This is a genomic window from Candidatus Limnocylindrales bacterium, assembly GCA_035571835.1.
In the GTDB taxonomy this organism is placed as follows: Bacteria; Desulfobacterota; Binatia; order UBA1149; family CAITLU01; genus DATNBU01.
Window position 1 is genome coordinate 172,783 of the sequence record DATNBU010000045.1, and the last position, 20,267, is coordinate 193,049.

Sequence of the window (20,267 nt, forward strand, 5' to 3'; positions counted from 1 at the left end):
GTCGGGGCATGAACATCACCGCACAAGAGGAGTACGGCCTGCGCTGTCTTCTCCGCGTCGCGATGCACGAATCCGGCGATCCGATGCGCACGCAGGAGGTCGCGGCCGCCGAAGGGCTCAGCCTCGAGTACGCGGCCAAGCTCATGCGCATCCTCAAGAACGGCGGATTCGTTGCCAGTACGCGAGGTTCGGCAGGCGGATACCTGCTGGCCCGGCCGGCGGCGGAGATCAGCGTCTGGCAGGTGCTCGAAGAGCTCGGCGGTCCACTTTACGAGGAGAAGTTCTGCGAGTCGCACACGGGCATGCAGAGGAGCTGCATGCATTCGACCGACTGCTCGATCCGCGCGCTGTGGCGCAACATGAACGGAATCCTCAAGACCGCGCTGTCGGCCATTTCGCTGGCCGACCTGACGCGCAATGAAGGTGCCGTCGGTGCGTGGCTGGTGAGGCCCGGCGCACCCGGCACAGAGCCGGCCGCATTCGTGCGCGAGGCGCCGACTCCGTCTGTGCGGGGAGGCGTGTCATGAGCGCCGGCCAGGACGCCCGCGATCTCGTCGAGAGCGGCGAGTACAAGTACGGCTTCGTAACCGACATCGAGAGCGACATCGCTCCGCCGGGACTGTCGGAGGACACGATCCGGCTGCTGTCGGCCAAGAAGAACGAGCCCCAGTTCCTGCTCGACTGGCGCCTCAAGGCGTTTCGCTCGTGGCAGAAGATGTCGGCCGCCGACGGCGAGCCGAAGTGGGCGCAGCTCAAAATCGCGCCGATCGACTACCAGGCGATCAGTTACTACGCCGCGCCGAAGCAGAAGCCCGCGCTCTCGAGCATCGACGAAGTCGATCCGGAGCTGCGCGCGACGTTCAACAAGCTCGGGATTCCGCTCGACGAGCAGATGCTGCTCGCCGGCGTCGCGGTCGATGCGGTGTTCGACAGCGTCTCGGTCGCGACCACGTTCAAGGCCAAGCTTGCCGAAGTCGGCGTGATCTTCTGCTCGTTCTCGGAAGCGGTGCAGAACCATCCCGAGCTCATCCAGAAGTATCTCGGCTCGGTCGTGCCGATCAACGACAACTTCTATGCCGCGCTGAACTCGGCCGTCTTCACCGACGGAAGCTTCTGCTACATCCCGCCGGGCGTTCGCTGCCCGATGGAGCTGTCGACGTATTTCCGCATCAATGCGCAGAATACCGGCCAGTTCGAGCGCACTCTGATCGTCGCCGACGAAGGCTCGTACGTGAGCTATCTCGAAGGCTGCACCGCACCCAAGCGCGACGAGAACCAGCTCCACGCCGCAGTCGTCGAGCTGGTCGCGATGGAGAAGGCGCAGATCAAGTATTCGACGGTCCAGAACTGGTATCCGGGCGACAAGGAAGGCCGCGGCGGCATCTACAACTTCGTGACCAAGCGCGGCAAGTGCGCCGGCGCGCATTCGAAGATTTCGTGGACGCAGGTCGAGACCGGCTCGGCGATCACGTGGAAGTATCCGAGCTGCATCCTGCAGGGCGACTATTCGGTCGGCGAATTCTACTCGGTCGCCGTCACCAACAATCGCCAGCAGGCCGACACCGGCACCAAGATGCTGCACCTCGGCAAGAACACGTCGAGCACGATCGTCTCCAAGGGCATTGCGGCGGGCGAGGGGCAGCAGAGCTACCGCGGTCTCGTCTACGTGGCGCCGGGAGCCGAAGGCGCGCGCAACTACTCGCAGTGCGACTCGCTCTTGATCGGCGACCGCTGCGGCGCGCACACGTTCCCGTACATCGACGTCCGCAACTCGGCGTCGAAGGTCGAGCACGAAGCGTCGACGTCGAAGATCGGAGAGGACCAGCTCTTCTACTGCCAGCAGCGCGGCCTGTCCGCCGAAGATGCCGTCTCGCTGATCGTCAACGGATTCTGCAAGCAGGTCTTCCGCGAGCTGCCGATGGAGTTCGCCGTCGAAGCCCAGAAGCTGCTCGGCGTGACGCTAGAAGGGGCAATCGGATGAGTGTCGAGGGTTCCACGCCAATGCTGTCGATCCGCAATCTTCACGCCGAGATCGACGGCAAGCCGATCCTGCGCGGGCTCAACCTGGAAGTCGGTGCCGGCGAGGTCCACGCGGTCATGGGGCCGAACGGCTCCGGCAAGAGCACGCTCGCGCAGATCCTCGCAGGCCGCGACGTCTACAACATCACCGCCGGCGAAGTCCTCTACGACGGCCGCGACCTGCTCGCGATGCCGGCCGACGAACGCGCGCGCGAAGGCGTGTTTCTGTCGTTCCAGTATCCGGTCGAGCTTCCGGGCATCGCCAATTCGTACTTCCTCAAGGCGGCCCTCAACGCGCAGCGCCGGCATCGCGGACTGTCGGAGCTCGACGCCGTCGATTTCCTCACCACGGCGCGCGCCAGGATGAAGGTCGTCGGCCTCAGCGAAGAGCTGCTGCACCGCTCGGTCAACGAGGGCTTTTCGGGCGGCGAGAAGAAACGCAACGAGATTTTCCAGATGGCGATGCTCGAGCCGCGCCTTGCGATTCTCGACGAGACCGATTCGGGCCTCGACGTGGATGCGCTGCGGACGGTTGCCGAAGGTGTCAACAGTCTGCGCTCCGCTGAGCGCTCGATGCTGCTGATCACGCATTACCAGAGACTGCTCGACTACATCGTTCCCGATCGCACCCATGTGCTTGCCGGTGGTCGCATCGTGCGCTCCGGCGGCCCGGAGCTCGCCCTCGAAGTCGAAGAGCGCGGCTACAAGTGGATGGAGGAACATACGGCGACGGTCGAAAGCAAGGAGCCTCGGGCGATCGCCTGATCGCCGGAATTCGCGATGGCAACGGGCGGAAGCACGACAGCGACGTTCGCGAGCGACTTCGAGCGCGTGCGCGAACGTCTGCCCGGTGCACAGGCCGGATGGCTGTCGGCGCTGCGTCGCGACGCGATCGCCGAGCTTGCCGGGACCGGCTTTCCGTCGATCCACGACGAGGACTGGAAATACACGAGCGTGCTGCCGGCGCTGCGTGACCGCCTCGAGCCCGTGCTGCCATCTGAAGCTGTTCTCGACCAGAGCGCCGCGGCCCGATTGCTCGCGCTTGTCACCGGGCTCGATCCGGCGTCTCCGCTGCTGGTGTTCGCCGACGGATGCTTTCAGCCATCGCTGTCGCGCGCCGATGCGGCAAACGGGCTGCGCGTGACGAGCCTTCGTGCGCGACTCGAGTCCGATGCCGCACCGCTCGAGCGCTGGCTCGGAAAATATCTTCCGGCGCAGACGCACGGTTTTGCCGCGCTGAACACCGCCTTTCTCGACGACGGTCCGGTCATCGAGATCGCCGAAGGGGCGATTCTCGAGCAGCCGATCCATATCGTCCATCTGTCGACGCGCCGCGAGCGGCCATTCATCACGCACCCGCGCGGTCTCGTCATCGCCGGCGACGGAAGCTCGTCGGTCGTCGTCGAGCATTCGATCGGAGAGGCCGGCGCGCGCTACCTCACGAACCTCGCAACCGAGATCACGATCGGACACGGCGCGGCGTTCGGTCATGTCCGGGTCCAGGATGAGTCGCACACCGCGTATCACGTGGCGCGGATCCAGGTGGAGCAGGCGGCGGGCAGCACGTTCGTCTCGCACGCGTTCGGCTTCGGAGCGGCGCTGTCGCGGACCGAGATCGCCGTGAAGCTCGCGGGCGAAGAAGCCGAGTGCACACTGTCGGGTCTCTATGCGATGGACGGATCGCGGCACGTCGATCATCACCTGATGGTCGATCATGCAAGGCCGCGCACCAGGAGCCGCCAGCTCTACAAAGGCGTGCTCGACGATCGCTCGCGTGGCGTGTTCACCGGCCGCGTCGTCGTGCGCAAGGACTCGCAGAAGATCAAGGCCGTGCAGAACAACCCGAGCCTGCTGCTCGGTGCCGGCGCGGTCTCCGAAACCCGCCCGCAGCTCGAGATCTACGCTGACGACGTCGCGTGCAATCACGGAGCGACGATCGGCCGCCTGAGCGAAGACTCGATGTTCTACCTGCTTTCGCGCGGCATCGATCCCCTCGAAGCGCGACGCGTGCTGGTCTCCGGTTTCGCAGCCGAGGTCGTCGCCGGAGTGGTTCCCGAATCGCTGCGCGCTGCGCTCGTCGAAAAGGTCGGAATCCGGATGGGAGAGCTCGGCCGCGGAGGCGCGTCATGACCGTCGCAGCACGGGCAAGCGCGGGACCGGGCGGCCTCGACGTCGCGAACATTCGACGCCAGTTCCCGATCCTCTCGGAAAAGATCAGCGGACACCCGCTCGTGTATCTGGACAACGCTGCGAGCACGCAGAAGCCGCGCGCCGTGCTGGACGCGGTCGCGCATTACTACGAGCACGACAACGCCAATGTGCACCGCGGAGTGCACACGCTGAGCGAGCGTGCGACGGTCTGCTACGAAGGCGCGCGCTCGAAGATCGCGCAATTCGTCGGCGCAGCGGATTCATCGGAGATCATCTTCGTGCGCGGCGCGACCGAAGCGCTCAACCTGGTCGCAATGAGCTACGGCGGCGACGTGCTCGGCGAAGGCGACCAAGTGGTGCTCACCGAGATGGAGCACCATTCCAACATCGTGCCGTGGCAGATGATCTGCGCACGGACGGGCGCGCAGCTGCGTGTGGTGCCGATCCTCGAGAACGGCGAGCTCGACATGAAGGCCTATGCCGAGACGGTCGGAGCGCGGACGAAGATCGTCGCGGCCTCGCACGTTTCGAACGCGCTCGGCACGGTCAATCCGATCGCCGAGATGGCGCGCATCGCGCACGCCGCGGGCGCAACGATCGTCGTCGATGGCGCGCAGGCGGCCGGGCATCGGCCGGTCGACGTCGCGGCGCTCGGCTGCGATTTCTACGCGTTTTCCGGCCACAAGATGTATGCGCCCATGGGCATCGGCGGGCTGTGGGGAAGGCGCGAGCTGCTCGACGCGATGTCGCCGTGGCAGGGCGGCGGAGAGATGATTCTCACCGTCACGTTCGAAAAGACGACGTACAACGTCGCGCCTCACAAGTTCGAAGCCGGCACGCCGGACGTCGGCGGTGCCGTCGGCCTTGCTGCTGCCGTCGAATGGATCGAATCCCTCGGTCGCGAAGTGCTGGCGGACGCGGAGCATGCGCTGCTCGCGTACGCCGAAACGGCGCTCCTGTCGGTGCCGGGGCTTCGCATCGTCGGCACCGCCCGCGAGAAGTCGGCCGTCCATTCGTTCGTGCTCGAAGGCGTCCATCCGCACGACATCGGAACCATTCTCGACAGCGAAGGCATTGCGATCCGCACCGGCCATCACTGCGCGCAGCCGGTCATGGATCATTTCGGCATCGCCGGAACCGCGCGCGCTTCGTTTGCCGCCTACAATACGGCCGACGACGTCGACCGGCTCGTCGAAGGCCTCGCCAAGGTGCAGGAGATGTTCGCCTGATGTCGGATCTTCGCGACCTCTACCAGGAGCTGATCCTGGACCACGGCCGGCGGCCGCGTAATTTCGGCCCGCTGCCGGAGGCGACGCACGACGCGATCGGACACAACCCGCTGTGCGGCGACAAGATCACCGTTCACGCGCGCGTCCGCGACGACGTCGTCGAAGGAATCAGCTTCGAGGGGCAGGGCTGCGCAATCTCGCAGGCCTCGGCTTCGCTTCTGACCGAAGCCGTCAAAGGCAGGAAGATCGGCGACGTGAAGTCGCTGTTTCGTAAGCTGACCGCGCTCGTGACCGGGCGCGACGAAGATGCGAGCCGTGAGAGCGACGTCGAGCTCGGCAAGCTCGCGGTGTTCGAAGGCGTGCGCCAGTACCCGATGCGGGTCAAGTGCGCGACGCTCGCGTGGCACACGCTGAACAATGCGCTGGACGGCAAGGCGGCCGAAGTCGCCCGGACGGAATAGGCATGGACAATCCGGCAGAAGACAAGAACGTTCCGGTTACGCCGCAAGGCGAGGCATCCGCCGGCGCGGCCGGCGAGACACCAGCGGCTACCGCGCAAGCCGCAGCTCCCGCGGGCAGCGTCGACGTCCACAAGCTCGAGCAGCTCATCATCGATGCGCTGCACACCGTCTACGATCCGGAGATCCCGGTCGACATCTACGAGCTCGGCCTCATCTACAGCATCGATATCACGCCGGAAGGCAAGGTCGCGATCACGATGACGCTGACCACTCCGGCCTGTCCGGTTGCCGGCTCGATGCCCGGCCAGGTCGAGAAGACCGTCCGCATGATCGACGGCGTGACCGACGTGACGGTCGATCTGGTCTGGGAGCCGACGTGGGGCCCGGCGATGATGACCGAGTCGGCCCGGCTTCAGCTCAACATGTACTGAGCGGAGTCTCCCGCTCGAGGGTTCGAACCACTCATGTCCATCCTGCGCTTCCTCGGCCTTTCTTCCACCGAGTCGGAAAAAGTTTCGTCCGCGGAGACACAGACGGTTCGCAAGATCGTCGCGAGCCTCGATGCCATGCCGTCCGAGCGGGCACGCTTCGTCGCGTCGTTCGCGTACATCCTGTGCCGGGTGGCGCGCACCGATCTTCACATCAGCGACGAAGAAGCCGCTGCGATGGAGCGCATCGTGATCGAGAAGGCCGGCCTCACCGAAGACCAGGCCATCGTCGTGCTGCAGATCGCGAAGACCCAGGAGCTGCTGTTCGGCAGCACCGAAAACTTCCTCGTTACGCGCGAGTTCAACAAGCTCGCGACTCGCGAGCAGAAGATCGCGCTGATCGACTGCCTGTTTGCCGTCTCGGCGGCCGACGAATCGATCTCGACCGCCGAAGACAACGAGATCGTCCGCATCTGCGCGGAGCTACAGCTTCCGCGCGAGGAAGTGGTCGAGGCGCGCGGGCGTTATCGGAAGTATCTCGAAGTTCTCAAGAAAATACCCGTTACGGAAGCTTGAGTGCTTCGGTCCCCGGGTGGCTGGTGCGCGTAGAAGTCGGCGATGCCGTCAGAGCCGTGCAACAAGCAAGGCGCTCGAAAGCGCCTTGCTCGTTGCAATGAGCCGCAGAAACTACGCGCTATTGCCGGATAGAGGACTGTCCCTGTCCCCGTGCTCCCTCGACGGTCGCGGCTGATACCGGTGCAGGCGCTCCGCATCCCGGGACGCATTTCGCCGTGGCGCAGCAACTCGCGACGCATGTCGATCCGGCATCGCAGGAATCTCCCGCGCCGCAGTCCGGGAAGTCATCGCAGAGGAATGTTCCCGCGGAGCAGAAGCAACTGGAGAGATCCGCGGTCGGGAAGCTGGCGCAGTCGCCACCGCAGGAAATGAAACTGTTGCACTGCGTTTGCGTATCACATGGGCCTGGCAGGGTCGTGGTCGTGCTCGTGGTTGTGGTTGTAGTCGTCGCCGGATCGCAGGGAGTGAGGCACACTCCACCTGCGCCGCAGCAAGTGAAGGTCACACACTGCTGACCTGGGGCGCACTCGCTGCTGGCGGTGCACGAAGTCAGGTCGCCGCAGATATCATTGTGGAAACACGTCGTCTCGCAACCGGTCTGTTCGACGGCGTGTTGCGAATGACAATCCTGCTGGGCATTGCACAACGGCGGGCCGTCGGGGAGCGGGCAGCTGTCGCACGGGACCGGACCGGCCGTCGATGTGGTCGACGAGGTCGTCGTGGTCGACGAGGTTGTCGTCGTGGTAACGGCCACGCACTGGTTGGCGACGCAGCTGCTGCCGGGGTCGCAGGTGCCGCATTCCTGCGGGATGCCGCAGCCGTTGTCGATCGAGCCGCACTGCGCCGAGAGCGCCGCGCAGTCCTGCGGCGAGCAGCAATGACCGAACTTGTCGGTCGGAGGGATGGTGACGCAGAGTTTGCTCTTGCAACTCTTGCTTACGTGACAACTGGCGCCGTCAGGCTTGCCGCCAGCGCTGGCGACGCCGGCAGTCGCGAACATACCCAGCACGAGGATCGAAATGACAAAGCTTTTCTTCATGTGAGAACCCCTTTTTTCCACGCCGTATAGACCATCGCGACTTCGGCTCGATACCATCATGCGACGGCGACTGCGGCAAGGCATTCGGCGTGATCGTGTGCGAGATCGGCGGCGTTTCGGGCGTCCAAAGGAAAAGGATCTTAAGCGAGCACCGCAGGCCAGTCGGCACGGATCTCCATCGTCGCACGCGTGTCGTCGCATTCCTCGCCCTGGTCGATCACGCCGTCGCCGCAGCACGGCGTGGCACCAACCGTCGGGCTCGGCTTCTGCGATCTCAAAATGTGCGACGTCGACCACCGCGGAGGAATCACGGCCGCCGATGCGCTCTCCTATCCTTCGCGAAGCGACAGTCCTCGGCGAGTTCGTCTGCTACTTCGAACTGCTGCCTTGATGCTCGTCGGTGAATTTCGACTTCCTCATGACCTCTCCATTGGTCGGCCGGAAGTCCGGTATCTGTGTGTCCGGGATGGAGACGCACGTGGTTGCGGGTCCCGGTCGAGGGCGAAACACTCACAGCTCTGGCCAATTCCGCGCCCGATATGCAATCGTGCGCAGTATGGAGCGCCGCGACGTGCGAGCCAGCAAAGCCCGACGCCTTGCCCGGTGGGTCACCGCGGCGCTCGTTCTCGTCGCGTCGGCGGCGGGAGCGGTCGACGGTTCGCTCAAAGTCTTTTCTTCCGGTGCCGTCGCGGGCACCGGAATCGTCGTCAGGAACAAGCTGCTCGACGCCTCGACTGCCTCCGTCACCGTCGGCGGTGAGCCCGTCGCCGTGCTCTCGCGGCATCACCATCGCGTGCGGATCCTCGTGCCCGAGCACGGGCCCGGCACCGTTCCGGTCGTCGCGACGAGCGGAAACGACACGTTCCACGGACAGCTTCTGATCGTACCGCCGTTCGACGGCTCGGTCGTCGTGACGCCGGACGACGACGCGGCCGCCGGCGCGGTCGTCGGGCCGGACGGAGGAACGATCGTCGCGACCGACAGCAGCGACGTCCAGTTCGAGCTCGAGATTCCGGCCGGTGCCCTGACTTCGGATACCGCGATCACGATGACGCCGGCAGCGTCCATCGATGGTCTTCCTCTCGCCGGCCCCGCCGCCGCCGTCGATCTCGAGCCCGACGGCCTCGAGTTTGCCGTGCCGGCAACGCTGCGCATCACGTTTCCGGACAAACCGCCGCGACATCCTCTGGCATTCGGCTATGAGGCCGGCGGCGGCGGATTCACGATCGATACGCCGGTCGTCGTCGGATCGACGCTCGAAATTCCCGTCGTGCACTTCTCGGATCGCGGTGGGTCGGGCTCGCGCGCGGAGAACATGGCCAATCTGATCGCGGCCGAGCTCGACCACCTGAAGGGCAAGGATCTGACCATCGGCGAAACCGAAGAGCTGGCGGGCCTGATCTTCGAGTGGCTCGACATCTTCGGCGAGCGGATGTGCGAGGGGCAGGTGCAGCCGATCTGCGTCCAGGCCGCCAACCGCGTGCTCGAAAGCGTGCGCGATCTCCTCGCCGAGCGCTGTCCGGCGCCGCCGGCGACTCCGCCAGCGCCGACGCTGGGCCTCGTCTTCGAGCTGCTGCGCATCGAGAACGTCCGTGTCCAGCTCGCCGACCGGTACGGAGGCTCCATCGTCGATATGCCCGATGCCGGCCAGTGCATCGAGAGCATTTACGCTCTGCTGGTGACCCGCGCCGTCAACGCGTTCGTGCTGTTTCCGGTCGGCGACTCGCTCGACGAAGCCCTGGCCGCTTCCTCCGATGGCGACGAGCTCGACGGCTTTCCTCAACAGAAGACCGTGGCCGACGTCGACGGCGACGGCACCGTCAGCAACGCCGAATGGCTGATCTATCTGTCGATCTCGGCGCGCGACGTCGCGCCGGTGCCGGCGGACACCGCTTTCGATGCGTTCGTGACGACGATGGAAACTGTGCTCGAAGACGGGAAACACACCTGCACGAATGACTACGAGGACGGTCTGGAAATTCTCCAGCGCGGAGCCGCGATCGCCTTCCCGTTCGACCTGCTGGTCGTCGAGTACACCGAGGCCGGTGACGAGTGTGCACAGATCAAGGTGACGCCGGCGGCGATCAAGCTGGCACCCGGAGCGACGACCGACTTCGAAGCCACCGTCAACTACGAGGACTCGCCGCACATCCACTGGAGCGTGACCGGCGGGACGATCAATGACAGCGGAATGACCGGTCACTACACGGCGCCGACCGGCGAGGGCGAGTACACCGTGACGGCGACCGACGTGCTCTACCCGGGCACGAAGGGCAAGGCGACGGTCGTCGTCTGCGGCACAGCGCCGAACGACGCGCCCGGCATGGCTGCCGCCGGCGAAGACCAGTGTCTGGCCGACGTGTTCGTCCGTCCCGCCTCCGTCAAGCTCGGACCCGGCCAGAAGTGGCAGTTTGCCGCGACCGTCTTCGATGTCACCGATCCCCGCGTCACATGGTCGGCTACGGGAGGAACGATCAACGGCGCGGGGCTGTACACCGCGGGACAGACGCCCGGGACATACACCGTCACCGCGATCAGCGTGGAGGATCCGGCAAAGACAGCTTCCGCGACGGTCGCCATCGTCACGACGACCGGGCACCTGGAGATTTACAGCCGGTTCGCGATCGTCCATGCGTCGGGCAACTGCCCTGAGTCGGACGTGCAGTATCTTCCGCCCGATCCGCTCGCTTCACGGCACCCCGCGATTCTGGGCAACTGGAACCATACGGCATCGAGCTGCGAAGTGACGGCAACGCAGAACTCCACCGTGGACGCCAGGCCCGACGGAACGGCGTGGTTCGACGCAGTGCTATCGGGCACCGGAGGCTCGGTTCTCGACGTCGAGTTCTCGGCCGTCGGCGATCCCGTGCTGCTGACCTGCTCCGGAAGCGGCACCGCATCGAGCAACGAAGGGCTGTTCGAGGCGCTTCTCTACCGGGACTCGACGCTCATCGAGACGTTCTTCGTGCAGTTCCAGGCCAGCAGCATCCCCATTGCGATCAATCGTGAGCTCGAGGGCGGTTCGTACCGGATCTACCTGACGTCGGGCAACGCGTCGCTGTCGTTGCGGTGCAACGCCAACGCGCCCGTCATCGCGAGTCCCGACGACGACTGATGTTCACAGCGCGACGACTGAGACCGCTGCCGGATACCGCAGTCGAGAGTGCGTCGAATATCCGGCTCAGACGTAGCGTGTAACCAGATTGTCATGCCGCGCCTTGTAGCCGGCGTACCAGCGGCACAGCGGATACATCGCGGCGACGAGCAGCGCTGCACTGGCGAGTGCACCAGGGATGCCGAACGCATGGCCGAGCCCCGTAAGCTCGACGGCAATTCCCATCACGTAGAAGTGCAGCGCGTAGAAGAACAGTGCCGTCTGTCCGAAGATGGCAAGAGGCCGCAGCATGGCGCCGCGCGCTGCGGCGGCGGCAAAGCCGACGAGCAGCATTCCGAGCACGCCGAGCTCGAATGCCAGAAACGCGAGGCTCGGCGGATTCTTCGAAAGATCGAGCCACTGCTGGAGGCTGCCGTCGAGGCGCGGCGCGAGCGCGTTGCCGAAACCATTGAGCCCGCGCAGCACGAACGCGACCACCACGAGCGGAACGAGCGTTCTCGCCGCAGCGCGACCGATACGCTCGGTGGTCGCTGCCTCGCCGAGCGCGTATCCGGCCCAGCACCAGCCGAGCGCCATCACGCCGATCCACGGCAGCACGGGATAATCGAGGAACACATGCGGCGACGCGCGGCCGCCATTGTATAGCGCTGCGGCCAGGCCCTTCGGCACGTCGAGCCCTCCGAGCTCGGGCGTCAGCACCAGACCGAGCCCGACGATCGCGAGAACGGCACGCGGCAGGCGGCGGAGCAGCGCCATCGATGCAATGCCCGCACCGATTGCGGTCAGCACATCGAGCCCGAATGATTTCCAGAGATCGGACGCGTTGAGCCACACGAAGTCGATCAACACGATGAAGAGTCCGCGCGAGACGAGGAAGCGGTCAATGGCGGCTGCGCTCTCGCCGCGCTCCGTTTTCCGGCGGATCGAAAGGAACATCGATACGCCGGCCAGAGACACGAACGCCACCGGACAGATGTGGGTCGACCAGCGAAGGAAGAACTGATCGACCGGGAACGACGTCGCGCCGCCGTTCAGATTGCGGCTGCCTGGCACGACACGGCCGTGATTCAGCATCGCCGACGCATGGTCGACGGCCATCAGGATCATCGCCAGGCCGCGGGCCCAGTCTATGGGAAGCAATCGATCGGTGCGGATGGCCGGCGGCGGCCGATCGGAGATGTCGGGCAACTACTGCACCACTTCCCACGCTCCCGACGGCGAGTGCACCACGACCAGACGCGGCGGATAAGCCGTGAAGAGCGCGACGCTCGCGCACATCTGCGCGTCGTCGCCTTTGATCTTGTCGAACGCCGCGGGTTTGGGCGGAGCGTAGAGTTTTCCGGCGGAGCTCTGCACCACGACCGCGGGTCCGCCGGTCGTGACCATCTCGATCTTTTCTGCCGGCGCGACTTCCATCCTTACGCCTGCGGCGTAGGCCTTCTCGGCGCAGCCGGCTTTGCGCATCGATGCAATGTCGAGCTGCGGATTCTGTTTCAGCAACGCGTAGAACTTTGCGAAGTCGGGCTTGAACAACTCCGTCCGCTGCGAGGCAAGCTCGGTGAGCGCCTTCCTGTCGGCATCGCCGAGCGCGGCGACGGCAGCGTAGTGATGCCACGGCCGGTCGGTGGCGAAATCGGCCGTGAACTCGTGCTCGAACACGACTTTGCCTTTCGCCTGTTTCGCGTCGACGCCTTCGCCGCTCTGGTTGGTGGACGTGCCGCTGCCGGCGTCGCCGGTCGTCGTCGTCTGGTCGTTTACGATCGCCCAGCGCAGCTCGGCGCGGTACGGCGCCCTGGCGTCCGCCGGCTCGAATTCGACGCGGATGGTGTTTTTGCCACGGCGTACGACAGGGCCGAGCGAGCCGACCGGAACCCAGACGGCCGGTGCGACTTCCCGGTCCTCGAACAGCACCATCACTTCGTGCTTGTCGATCGAGTTCTCGCTGACGGGGATGTTGTTGATGTACACGCGGGCGTTGCCCGGCACGGTCTCGACGCGGTCCGACTTCACCTTGTCCCCGGTAAACGGCGTGAACTCGAACTCGACGTTCAGGACCTTGGCGCTGGCCGCTGCGGGAACGAGAAGCGCGACAAGCAGGACGAGCCTGCGCATCATATGGCGTGCAGAAGCGGGGAATCGCCGGCGGCGAGCCCGGTCATTGCGATGCTCGCTTCCCAGAGCTCCTTCGCGCGTCCCGCGTCGTACGACTGATCCGACGACGGAGTCTCGCACCAGCGTGTATGCGACGGATAGTAGCGCGCGCCGCTGGCGCCCCGCCGCGGGTCGAGCACGAGGTCGGCGAGCGCGCTTCCCGATTTCTCCGCCGTGCTGATGCCGGGCACGAAGCGGGTCAGCCCGGACGCCATCGCCGGCATCACCGATTCCCACACGTAGCGCATCCATCCCGGATACTCGCGCGCGAGACCGGATCCCGGCACCAGGCCGGGGTCGAACGCGTTGATCGCAATCGGCCGGCTCGCGCCGCCGAGTCCGATCGCTTCCATCCGTCGCGCGAGCTCATAGGCGAACCACAGGTTGCAGAGCTTGCTGTTCACGTAGGCCAGACCGCCGTTGTACTTGTCGCGCGACGCATTGCCCGTGGCCGCAAGCGTTTCGAGATCGCCGATCTTCGCTTTGGGCATTCCGGTGACACGCTTCGGGTCGTGGACACCCGACGAGACGATGACGATGCGCGCCGGTGCATTCGCGGCCAGCGTTTCGAGCAGCAGGTTGGTCAGCAGGAAATGCCCGAGATGATTGACCGCGAACGTCAGCTCGTAACCGCGATCGGAAAGCACCGGGCCCTTTGTGAACTGCAGGCCGGCGTTGCAGACCAGCGACTGCAGAGCAAGATTGCGTGCGCGCAGCGCAGTCACTGCGCTCCGGATCGACTCCGGTGATGCAAGGTCCAGATCCATCGCCTCGATGCGATCTGCGCCGCTTTCGGCAGCGATCCTGCGAACGGCCTCGTCGGACAGCCGGCGGTTGCGGCTCGCGATGATCACGTGCCGCCCTGCCTTCGCGAGCGCTCGCGCGCATTCGTAGCCGATTCCCGAATTGCCGCCGGTGACGAGGACCGTCTGTTCACTCATGAAGTTGCCTCGATGAATTTCGCGACGACGCCGGCGAGCTCCTCGCCCTTGTCTTCCTGCAGGAAATGCCCGCCGCCCGTGATGGTCGTGTGGGGCTGGCCGTTGCAGCCCGGGATCATTTTCTGGAAACGGGCGTCGCCTCCGGCAGTCACCGGGTCGTTGTCGCTGAACGCGGTAAGAAACGGTTTGTTCCAGCGCTCCAGTACCTTCCACGCGCGGCGGTTGTCTTCGCTTGCCGGATTGTCGGGCGACGCGGGCACGAGCGTCGGAAACTGGCGGGCTCCGGATTTGTAGGATTCATCCGGAAACGGGGCATCGTAGGCGGCAAGCACGTCCGGGCTCAGCTCGGTCGACGTTGCTCCCTGCAGGATCCGCGAGGTCGGGAACACAGGAACCTCCTGCGAGAACTTCCGCCACGCAAGAAAGGCTTCGCCGGGAGACTGGTCGCCGGTCGGCAGAAACGTATTGGCCGCGACGACGCGGTCGAAGCGGCCTTCCTGCTCGGCAACCAGACGAAGACCGAGCAGCCCTCCCCAGTCCTGGCAGACGAGCGTGATGTGCGTGAGGTCGAGCCGGTCGAAGACGAGCTCACGCAGCCATGCGACGTGTCGTGCGTACGTATAGCTCTCGCGCTCGGCGGGCTTGTCCGAGCGCCCGAAGCCGACGAGGTCCGGAGCAACGCACCGATGTCCCGCAGAGACGAGGACGGGAATCATCTTGCGATAGAGGTAGCTCCATGACGGCTCGCCGTGCAGCAGAAGAACCGGCGCGCTGCCGCGTGGACCTTCGTCCACGTAATGCATCCGCAGCGTGCCGCCTTCGCCGTCGGCGACGTCCGCATAGTGCGGCCGGAACGGATAGCCGGAGAGATTGGCGAAGCGTTCGTCAGGCGTTCGAAGGACTTTCATGGCGCGAGCGTAGGATGGATGACGGCTTGGAGCCAGCGACGACGCCCGGTGCGGGTACGCCCGTGCGACCCGCGCTGTTGTCTATTGCCACGGTCCGGATATCTCGGCGGCCGGCGCCCGCAACGGTCGCCGGAGAGGAACCGCATGCAGCTCATCGGAATGCTCGATTCTCCATATGTTCGTCGCTCGGCGATCTCGCTTCGCATGCTTGGAGTTCTGTTCGAACACCGCGCGGTATCGGTGTTCCGCCACTTCGACGAGTTCCGCGGCATCAACCCCGTGGTCAAGGCGCCCACGCTGGTCTGCGACGACGGCACCGTGCTGATGGATTCCAACCTGATCGTCGCGCATGCCGAAGACGTCGCGCCGGCGGGAAGAACGCTGATGCCCGCCGCGGCTGCCGAGCGTGTGGCGGCGTACCGCGTGCTCGGCCTTGCGCTTGCCGCGTGCGAGAAGAGCATTTCGATTGTCTACGAGCGCCAGCTTCGCCCGGTGGAAAAGCAGCATGCGCCGTGGATCGAACGCGTAACCGGCCAGCTCCTTGCGGCTTGCTCGACGCTCGAGCAGGAGCTGACGAGCCCGCGTGCCCTGTCCGTCCTAACGCCGAGCCTGCAGCCGGGCATCACCGCGGTTGTCACGTGGCGCTTCCTTCAGATGATGGTTCCCGAGATCGTCATTGCGGCCGAATATCCCGGGTGGGCCGCGCTTTCCGCGGAAGCAGAAAAGCTTCCCGCGTTCGTCGAGTTCCCGCCGGAGTAATGCGCCGCAGTCGTGACGCCGCGGCTGCGACCGCCTGGGCGCGCGCGGCGATCCGTCCCCCGGATGCTGCGGCAATGAGCTCCCTTGACCGCCTCGCCACTCGGACGTAGCGTCGGCGCCCTGTGAACACGCAGCGCGCTTCCACTTCTTGAGTGCAACAGGAGGACCTCGCCATGGCCGCAACCGCCGCAGCCTTCCGCACCGATCTGCCCGCGTCCGCTTCGAAATCCGGCAAGCTCTTCATCGACAACAAATTCGTCGATGCCGCGAGCGGAAAAACATTCGAGACCGTTGATCCCTCGACCGAGGAAGTCCTGACCACCGTCGCAGAAGGCGACAAGGCGGACGTGGACAAGGCGGTCGCAGCGGCGCGGCGCGCGTTCGAAAGCGGACCGTGGCCGAAGATGAGCGCGCGCGAGCGCGGCCGCATGCTGCTTCGCATCGCGGATCTCATCATGAAGAACAAGGACGAGCTCGCGCAGCTCGAGACGCTCGACAACGGAAAGCCGATCGCCGAGACGGCTAACGTCGACATCCCGCAGGCTGCCGAAGTCTTCGCGTACTACGGCGGCTGGGCCGACAAGGTCTTCGGCCAGACGATTCCGGTCAGCGATTCGTTTTTCACGTACACGCTGCGCGAGCCGCACGGCGTCTGCGGACAGATCATCCCGTGGAATTTTCCGTTGCTGATGGCTTCGTGGAAACTTGCGCCGGCTCTTGCATGCGGCAACACCAGCGTGCTCAAGCCCGCGGAGCAGACGCCCCTTACGGCGCTTCGTCTTGCCGAGCTGCTGCTCGAAGCCGACGTGCCGGCCGGCGTCGTCAACATCATCACCGGCTTCGGACCGACCGCCGGTGCGGCCATCGCCGAGCACCGCGACGTGGACAAGGTCGCGTTCACCGGCTCGACCGAAGTCGGTCGCGTAATCCAGCGCGCTGCTGCGGGAAATCTCAAGAGCGTATCGCTCGAGCTCGGCGGCAAGTCGCCCAATATCGTGTTTGCCGATGCCGACCTGGCCGAGGCCGTCAAGGGCGCGATGCAGGGGATTTTCTTCAATCAGGGCGAAGTCTGCTGCGCGGGCTCGCGACTTTTCGTCGAGGAGAAGGCGCACGACGAATTCGTCGCGAAACTGGCCGAGCATGCGCGTGCGATCCGTGTCGGCGATCCGCTCGATCCTTCGACACAGATGGGCGCGCAGGTCAGCGAAGAACAGTTCACCAAAATCCTCGGCTACATCGAATCCGGCAAATCGGGCGGCGCGCGTCTCGTCACCGGCGGCGCGCGTGCCAAAGACAAGGGATACTTCCTGCAGCCGACGATCTTCTCCGGCGTGAAGCCGGACATGAAGATCGCGCAGGAGGAAATCTTCGGACCGGTAGTATCGACGCTGACGTTCCGCGATCTCGACGAAGTGGTCGCGGCCGGCAATGCGACCAACTACGGCCTCGCTGCGGCGGTGTGGACGCGCGACATTTCGAAAGCGCATCGCGTCGCGCGCGCGCTCAAGGCCGGCACGGTCTGGGTCAATACGTACAACATGTTCGACGCCGGCGTACCGTTCGGCGGTTACAAGGAAAGCGGCATCGGCCGCGAGCTCGGATCGCAGGCGCTCGACCTGTACACGCAGACCAAGGCGGTGTGGGTCGCGCTCTAGACGAGCGGCACCGATTCGGTCTCAGTCGGTCGTCGCGCCTGCCGAGTGGAGGGTCCTGCGCACGGCGCGGCGTGCGCGGCGGAACGCTTCGGCGTCGCCGTGAAGCTGGAAGGCCCAGTTGGCCTCCTGCACGAATGCGTGGATCTCGAACGCGAGCTGGGACGGGTCAGCGTCCGGCCCGAGGTCCCCGGCCTCGCGCGCCGCTTCCGCTTCGGCTTCGAGAATTGCGAGCCAGCCGCGGGTAAGCTCGACGACGCGGTCACGGACCCGCCCCGGCCGGTCGTCGATTTCCGGCGAAACCGCGGCAAAGAAGCACCCACCGCGAAACGGTCCTTTTTCGAGATAGCGTATCCACGCTTCGGCGACCTCGACGAGTCGTGGAAGTCCCCCGGCGTGGGCTCGCTCCTCGCCGACGACGGCTTTCTCGAACGCCTCGGCGGCGGCGTCGACAATCGCCATCTGAAGGTCTTCCTTCGAGCCGAAATGGGCGAACAGCCCGCTTTTGCTCATGGAAATCGAGTCGCTCAGCCGGCCGATCGTCACTCCCGACAAGCCGTCGATCGATGCGAGATCGAGCGCGCGCTTCAGGATGTCCGTCCGAGTGTCGCGGGTTGCCTGCTGACTTCGCTTCGGCATCCCGCATTTATAGGCCGACCGTTCGCTATCGGTAAAGAGCACGACCGTTCTTTTTAGGATCATGCGGTTAATGGACGATGGTACGCCTCTCGATGGCTGCCCGGCCCACGTCGCCCTCCCAATCCGGCGCGCTTGCCGGTTCGATCTGCGAACCTCGCTGAGGGTTTGCGCGGGATGGAGACCTGGGCCGGCGGGCCCCGGGACGAATCCCCGTTGCTCGTGCCCTGCTTTCAATGTCATCCCGAACATAGCCGGGTTCTGCGGATCTTCGCGTTCGTATATAACCCGCCGACAATCTTATGGACCTTGCCCTCCCATCCTCTGAACCTGGCGCTCCCTCGGTTGAGTCGCTGATCAAGATCTTCAGCTTCTATCGAGATGCCGAGATCCGTGGCGCAGCGCTTCTGATGAAGATGACCCAGTGGGAGAAGGACCCCGAAGCGCAGGTGCTTTTTTCGCGGCACGTCGCCGACGAGACCCGTCACGCATGGCTGTGGACGAAACGGATCCGGCAGCTCGGGGGAATGCCGGTCGAAGTTCCCGACGGCTACCAGCGCAGGCTCGGCAAGGCGATCGGTTTTCCCGCGAACATCGTCGACCTGTTCGCGCTGACGGTGATCGTCGAAGAACGTTCGGTTGCGCGTTACACCGAACACGCCGCGAGCCGCTACTGCGATGAGCTGACGCGCGAAGTTCTCGACGAGCTCACCAAGGACGAGAAGTGGCACATCTCGTGGATGGAGGAGTGGATGCTGCGCATGGCAAAGGAACGCGGCATCGAAGACAAGGCCCGCGCGCAGCTCGCACGCTATCGCAAGCTCGAGCTCGAAGTGTTCGAAGCGTTCAAGGAAGACGAGCGCCGTTGGCTCGGCTTCTCGTTCTCGGATGTCGAGCCCGTAACGGCAGCGGTCGGAATCTGACCCGACTGCCGCACGCACCTGGACCTCCGCGCTGCTGGCAAATGCTTCACTCGTGCCGAATGCTCCGCTAGTGCGAGGCATCCCGATGTTGCCTAACGCCGCGCTCGTCGGTGTTCCCGGATCGCGCGAAAAGCTCGTCACGCCTGCGCTCGTTCTCGATCTCGATATCCTCGAAGCAAACATCGCTCGCATGGCCGACCACTGCCGGCGCGCGGGAATCGCACTTCGCCCGCACGCCAAGACGCACAAGTCCGCCCGCATCGCACGGTTGCAGATCGAAGCGGGAGCCATCGGCATCTGCTGCGCAACGATCGGCGAAGCCGAAATCATGGTCGGGAGCGGAATCGGCGGCGTTCTGATCACTTCGCCCGTGGTGCATCCGGCGAACATCGAACGGCTCGTTCGCCTGCACGGCCGAGCGACCGATCTGATGTGCGTCGTCGATCACCCGGACAACGTGCGCGCAATCGCGGATCGAATGAGCGCGAGCGCTCCAAGTCTTCGACTGCTCGTCGACGTCGACATCGGCCTCGGTCGCACCGGTGCGAGCACGGTGCACGACGTGGTTTCGCTTGCGAAGCAGATCGATGATTCGCCGCATCTCTCGTTCGCCGGCGTGCAGGGGTATGCCGGACACGTGCAGCACATCGAGAGCGTTGCTGCGCGCGCCGAGCTTGCGGCGGGCGGCCTCGCGAAGATGGCCGAAGTCGTCGATGCACTCGCCGCAATCGGAAAGAAGCCGGCGATCGTGAGCGGCGGCGGCACGGGGACGCACGACATCGACTTCCGCGGCGGCGTGTTCACCGAGCTTCAGGCCGGATCGTATACCGTGATGGACGTCGAGTACGCCGATCTCCAGTGGGATGCGGCTACGCCGGCACGATTGCCGTTCCAGACCGCGCTGTTCGTGCGGACGACGGTCATCAGCAACAACGCGGCGGGAATGGTGACCACCGACGCCGGACTCAAGCGCTTTGCGACCGACGGCCCGCGGCCTCGTATCGCACGCGGCGCTCCCGAAGGTGCAGTCTACGCGCTGACCGGCGATGAGCATGGATGCGTGGTCTTTGCCGACGCGTCGCAGTCGCTGCCGCTCGGCGCGGCCGTCGAGTGCGTGGTTCCGCACTGTGATCCGACGGTGAACCTCTACGACCATTTTCATTGCGTGCGCGGAGATACGCTCGTCGACTTGTGGCCGGTCGATGCTCGCGGCGCGTACTGAGCGCGGGCTGCGCGACCTGGAGGTTTTGCCGCCCGCATTTTCGCCGGTGCGGACGAT

The 20,267-nt window shown here is 65.1% G+C and carries 20 protein-coding genes; 14 read left to right on the plus strand and 6 right to left on the minus strand.

Going from position 1 to position 20,267, the window contains the following annotated elements; genetic code table 11:
* The first annotated feature begins 8 nt into the window (after positions 1–8).
* The 9 genes from VN634_21985 to VN634_22025 all read left to right on the plus strand — a co-directional run bounded on the left by VN634_21985 (position 9) and on the right by VN634_22025 (position 7,745).
* Complete coding sequence (locus VN634_21985; GenBank protein HXC53573.1) at positions 9–527, plus strand: Rrf2 family transcriptional regulator; 519 nt, start codon at positions 9–11, stop codon at positions 525–527.
* Positions 524–1,981, plus strand: coding sequence for a Fe-S cluster assembly protein SufB (gene sufB / locus VN634_21990; protein ID HXC53574.1), 1,458 nt, complete (start codon positions 524–526; stop codon positions 1,979–1,981). The genes VN634_21985 and sufB overlap by 4 nt, the downstream gene beginning before the upstream one ends.
* On the plus strand, positions 1,978–2,784 hold the full coding sequence (sufC, locus tag VN634_21995) for a Fe-S cluster assembly ATPase SufC (GenBank protein HXC53575.1): 807 nt from the start codon (positions 1,978–1,980) through the stop codon (positions 2,782–2,784). The genes sufB and sufC overlap by 4 nt, the downstream gene beginning before the upstream one ends.
* Before the next feature lie 15 nt (positions 2,785–2,799).
* Positions 2,800–4,149 (plus strand): Fe-S cluster assembly protein SufD, encoded by a 1,350-nt coding sequence (sufD, locus tag VN634_22000; GenBank protein ID HXC53576.1) that lies wholly within the window; start codon positions 2,800–2,802, stop codon positions 4,147–4,149.
* Entirely contained in the window at positions 4,146–5,399 is a 1,254-nt protein-coding gene (locus VN634_22005) for a cysteine desulfurase (protein ID HXC53577.1), read from the plus strand. The genes sufD and VN634_22005 overlap by 4 nt, the downstream gene beginning before the upstream one ends.
* Positions 5,399–5,860: an SUF system NifU family Fe-S cluster assembly protein gene (locus VN634_22010; GenBank protein HXC53578.1), complete on the plus strand. Its 462-nt coding sequence runs from the start codon at positions 5,399–5,401 to the stop codon at positions 5,858–5,860. The genes VN634_22005 and VN634_22010 overlap by 1 nt, the downstream gene beginning before the upstream one ends.
* A 2-nt stretch (positions 5,861–5,862) precedes the next feature.
* The gene (locus tag VN634_22015) at positions 5,863–6,291 is read left to right on the plus strand and encodes an SUF system Fe-S cluster assembly protein (protein HXC53579.1); all 429 of its coding nucleotides are present in this window, start codon (positions 5,863–5,865) and stop codon (positions 6,289–6,291) included.
* A gap of 33 nt (positions 6,292–6,324) precedes the next feature.
* Positions 6,325–6,864 carry a TerB family tellurite resistance protein gene (locus tag VN634_22020; protein ID HXC53580.1) on the plus strand — a complete coding sequence of 180 codons (540 nt, stop codon included), beginning with the start codon at positions 6,325–6,327 and terminating at the stop codon, positions 6,862–6,864.
* 719 nt (positions 6,865–7,583) lie between these two features.
* Positions 7,584–7,745 (plus strand): hypothetical protein, encoded by a 162-nt coding sequence (locus tag VN634_22025; protein HXC53581.1) that lies wholly within the window; start codon positions 7,584–7,586, stop codon positions 7,743–7,745.
* A 298-nt stretch (positions 7,746–8,043) separates the two neighbouring features.
* Here VN634_22025 and VN634_22030 read toward each other — a convergent pair whose 3' ends face one another.
* Positions 8,044–8,181: a hypothetical protein gene (locus tag VN634_22030; protein HXC53582.1), complete on the minus strand. Its 138-nt coding sequence runs from the start codon at positions 8,179–8,181 to the stop codon at positions 8,044–8,046.
* Positions 8,182–8,474: 293 nt separating this feature from the next.
* Here VN634_22030 and VN634_22035 point away from each other — a divergent pair, with 293 nt between their 5' ends.
* Positions 8,475–11,018, plus strand: coding sequence for a hypothetical protein (locus VN634_22035; protein HXC53583.1), 2,544 nt, complete (start codon positions 8,475–8,477; stop codon positions 11,016–11,018).
* Positions 11,019–11,084: 66 nt separating this feature from the next.
* Here VN634_22035 and VN634_22040 read toward each other — a convergent pair whose 3' ends face one another.
* The 4 genes from VN634_22040 to VN634_22055 are packed head-to-tail and all read right to left on the minus strand — an operon-like array spanning position 11,085 to position 15,018.
* A complete protein-coding gene (locus tag VN634_22040; GenBank protein HXC53584.1) occupies positions 11,085–12,206 on the minus strand; it encodes a heparan-alpha-glucosaminide N-acetyltransferase domain-containing protein in 1,122 nt (373 codons plus the stop codon).
* Entirely contained in the window at positions 12,207–13,133 is a 927-nt protein-coding gene (locus VN634_22045) for a hypothetical protein (GenBank protein ID HXC53585.1), read from the minus strand. It lies immediately after the preceding gene.
* Entirely contained in the window at positions 13,130–14,110 is a 981-nt protein-coding gene (locus VN634_22050; GenBank protein ID HXC53586.1) for an SDR family NAD(P)-dependent oxidoreductase, read from the minus strand. Before VN634_22050 ends, VN634_22045 begins: the two co-directional genes overlap by 4 nt.
* A complete protein-coding gene (locus tag VN634_22055; protein ID HXC53587.1) occupies positions 14,107–15,018 on the minus strand; it encodes a haloalkane dehalogenase in 912 nt (303 codons plus the stop codon). Before VN634_22055 ends, VN634_22050 begins: the two co-directional genes overlap by 4 nt.
* Before the next feature lie 144 nt (positions 15,019–15,162).
* On the opposite strand from VN634_22055, the gene VN634_22060 reads away from it, so the two are divergent.
* Both VN634_22060 and VN634_22065 read left to right on the plus strand, forming a co-directional pair.
* Positions 15,163–15,777, plus strand: a complete 615-nt coding sequence (locus VN634_22060) for a glutathione S-transferase (protein HXC53588.1) — start codon at positions 15,163–15,165, stop codon at positions 15,775–15,777.
* Positions 15,778–15,950: 173 nt separating this feature from the next.
* A complete protein-coding gene (locus VN634_22065) occupies positions 15,951–17,432 on the plus strand; it encodes an aldehyde dehydrogenase family protein (GenBank protein HXC53589.1) in 1,482 nt (493 codons plus the stop codon).
* 21 nt (positions 17,433–17,453) lie between these two features.
* Here the strand turns inward: VN634_22065 and VN634_22070 are convergent, their stop codons facing one another.
* Complete coding sequence (locus VN634_22070; protein ID HXC53590.1) at positions 17,454–18,068, minus strand: TetR/AcrR family transcriptional regulator; 615 nt, start codon at positions 18,066–18,068, stop codon at positions 17,454–17,456.
* Positions 18,069–18,475: 407 nt separating this feature from the next.
* On the opposite strand from VN634_22070, the gene VN634_22075 reads away from it, so the two are divergent.
* Positions 18,476–18,988 carry a ferritin-like domain-containing protein gene (locus tag VN634_22075; GenBank protein ID HXC53591.1) on the plus strand — a complete coding sequence of 171 codons (513 nt, stop codon included), beginning with the start codon at positions 18,476–18,478 and terminating at the stop codon, positions 18,986–18,988.
* Positions 18,989–19,073: 85 nt separating this feature from the next.
* The gene (locus tag VN634_22080; protein HXC53592.1) at positions 19,074–20,210 is read left to right on the plus strand and encodes a DSD1 family PLP-dependent enzyme; all 1,137 of its coding nucleotides are present in this window, start codon (positions 19,074–19,076) and stop codon (positions 20,208–20,210) included.
* The last annotated feature ends 57 nt before the right edge of the window (positions 20,211–20,267 follow it).

Excerpts from the sequence above, each read along its gene's own strand:
- VN634_21985 (HXC53573.1), top strand. The coding sequence starts at position 9 with ATGAACATCACCGCACAAGAGGAGTACGGCCTGCGCTGTCTTCTCCGC.
- VN634_22020 (HXC53580.1), top strand. The coding sequence starts at position 6,325 with ATGTCCATCCTGCGCTTCCTCGGCCTTTCTTCCACCGAGTCGGAAAAA.
- VN634_22005 (HXC53577.1), top strand. The coding sequence starts at position 4,146 with ATGACCGTCGCAGCACGGGCAAGCGCGGGACCGGGCGGCCTCGACGTC.
- sufB (HXC53574.1), top strand. The coding sequence starts at position 524 with ATGAGCGCCGGCCAGGACGCCCGCGATCTCGTCGAGAGCGGCGAGTAC.
- sufC (HXC53575.1), top strand. The coding sequence starts at position 1,978 with ATGAGTGTCGAGGGTTCCACGCCAATGCTGTCGATCCGCAATCTTCAC.
- VN634_22060 (HXC53588.1), top strand. The coding sequence starts at position 15,163 with ATGCAGCTCATCGGAATGCTCGATTCTCCATATGTTCGTCGCTCGGCG.
- VN634_22080 (HXC53592.1), top strand. The coding sequence starts at position 19,074 with ATGTTGCCTAACGCCGCGCTCGTCGGTGTTCCCGGATCGCGCGAAAAG.
- sufD (HXC53576.1), top strand. The coding sequence starts at position 2,800 with ATGGCAACGGGCGGAAGCACGACAGCGACGTTCGCGAGCGACTTCGAG.
- VN634_22050 (HXC53586.1), bottom strand. The coding sequence starts at position 14,110 with ATGAGTGAACAGACGGTCCTCGTCACCGGCGGCAATTCGGGAATCGGC.
- VN634_22015 (HXC53579.1), top strand. The coding sequence starts at position 5,863 with ATGGACAATCCGGCAGAAGACAAGAACGTTCCGGTTACGCCGCAAGGC.
- VN634_22010 (HXC53578.1), top strand. The coding sequence starts at position 5,399 with ATGTCGGATCTTCGCGACCTCTACCAGGAGCTGATCCTGGACCACGGC.
- VN634_22075 (HXC53591.1), top strand. The coding sequence starts at position 18,476 with ATGAAGATGACCCAGTGGGAGAAGGACCCCGAAGCGCAGGTGCTTTTT.
- VN634_22055 (HXC53587.1), bottom strand. The coding sequence starts at position 15,018 with ATGAAAGTCCTTCGAACGCCTGACGAACGCTTCGCCAATCTCTCCGGC.
- VN634_22070 (HXC53590.1), bottom strand. The coding sequence starts at position 18,068 with ATGCCGAAGCGAAGTCAGCAGGCAACCCGCGACACTCGGACGGACATC.
- VN634_22065 (HXC53589.1), top strand. The coding sequence starts at position 15,951 with ATGGCCGCAACCGCCGCAGCCTTCCGCACCGATCTGCCCGCGTCCGCT.
- VN634_22045 (HXC53585.1), bottom strand. The coding sequence starts at position 13,133 with ATGATGCGCAGGCTCGTCCTGCTTGTCGCGCTTCTCGTTCCCGCAGCG.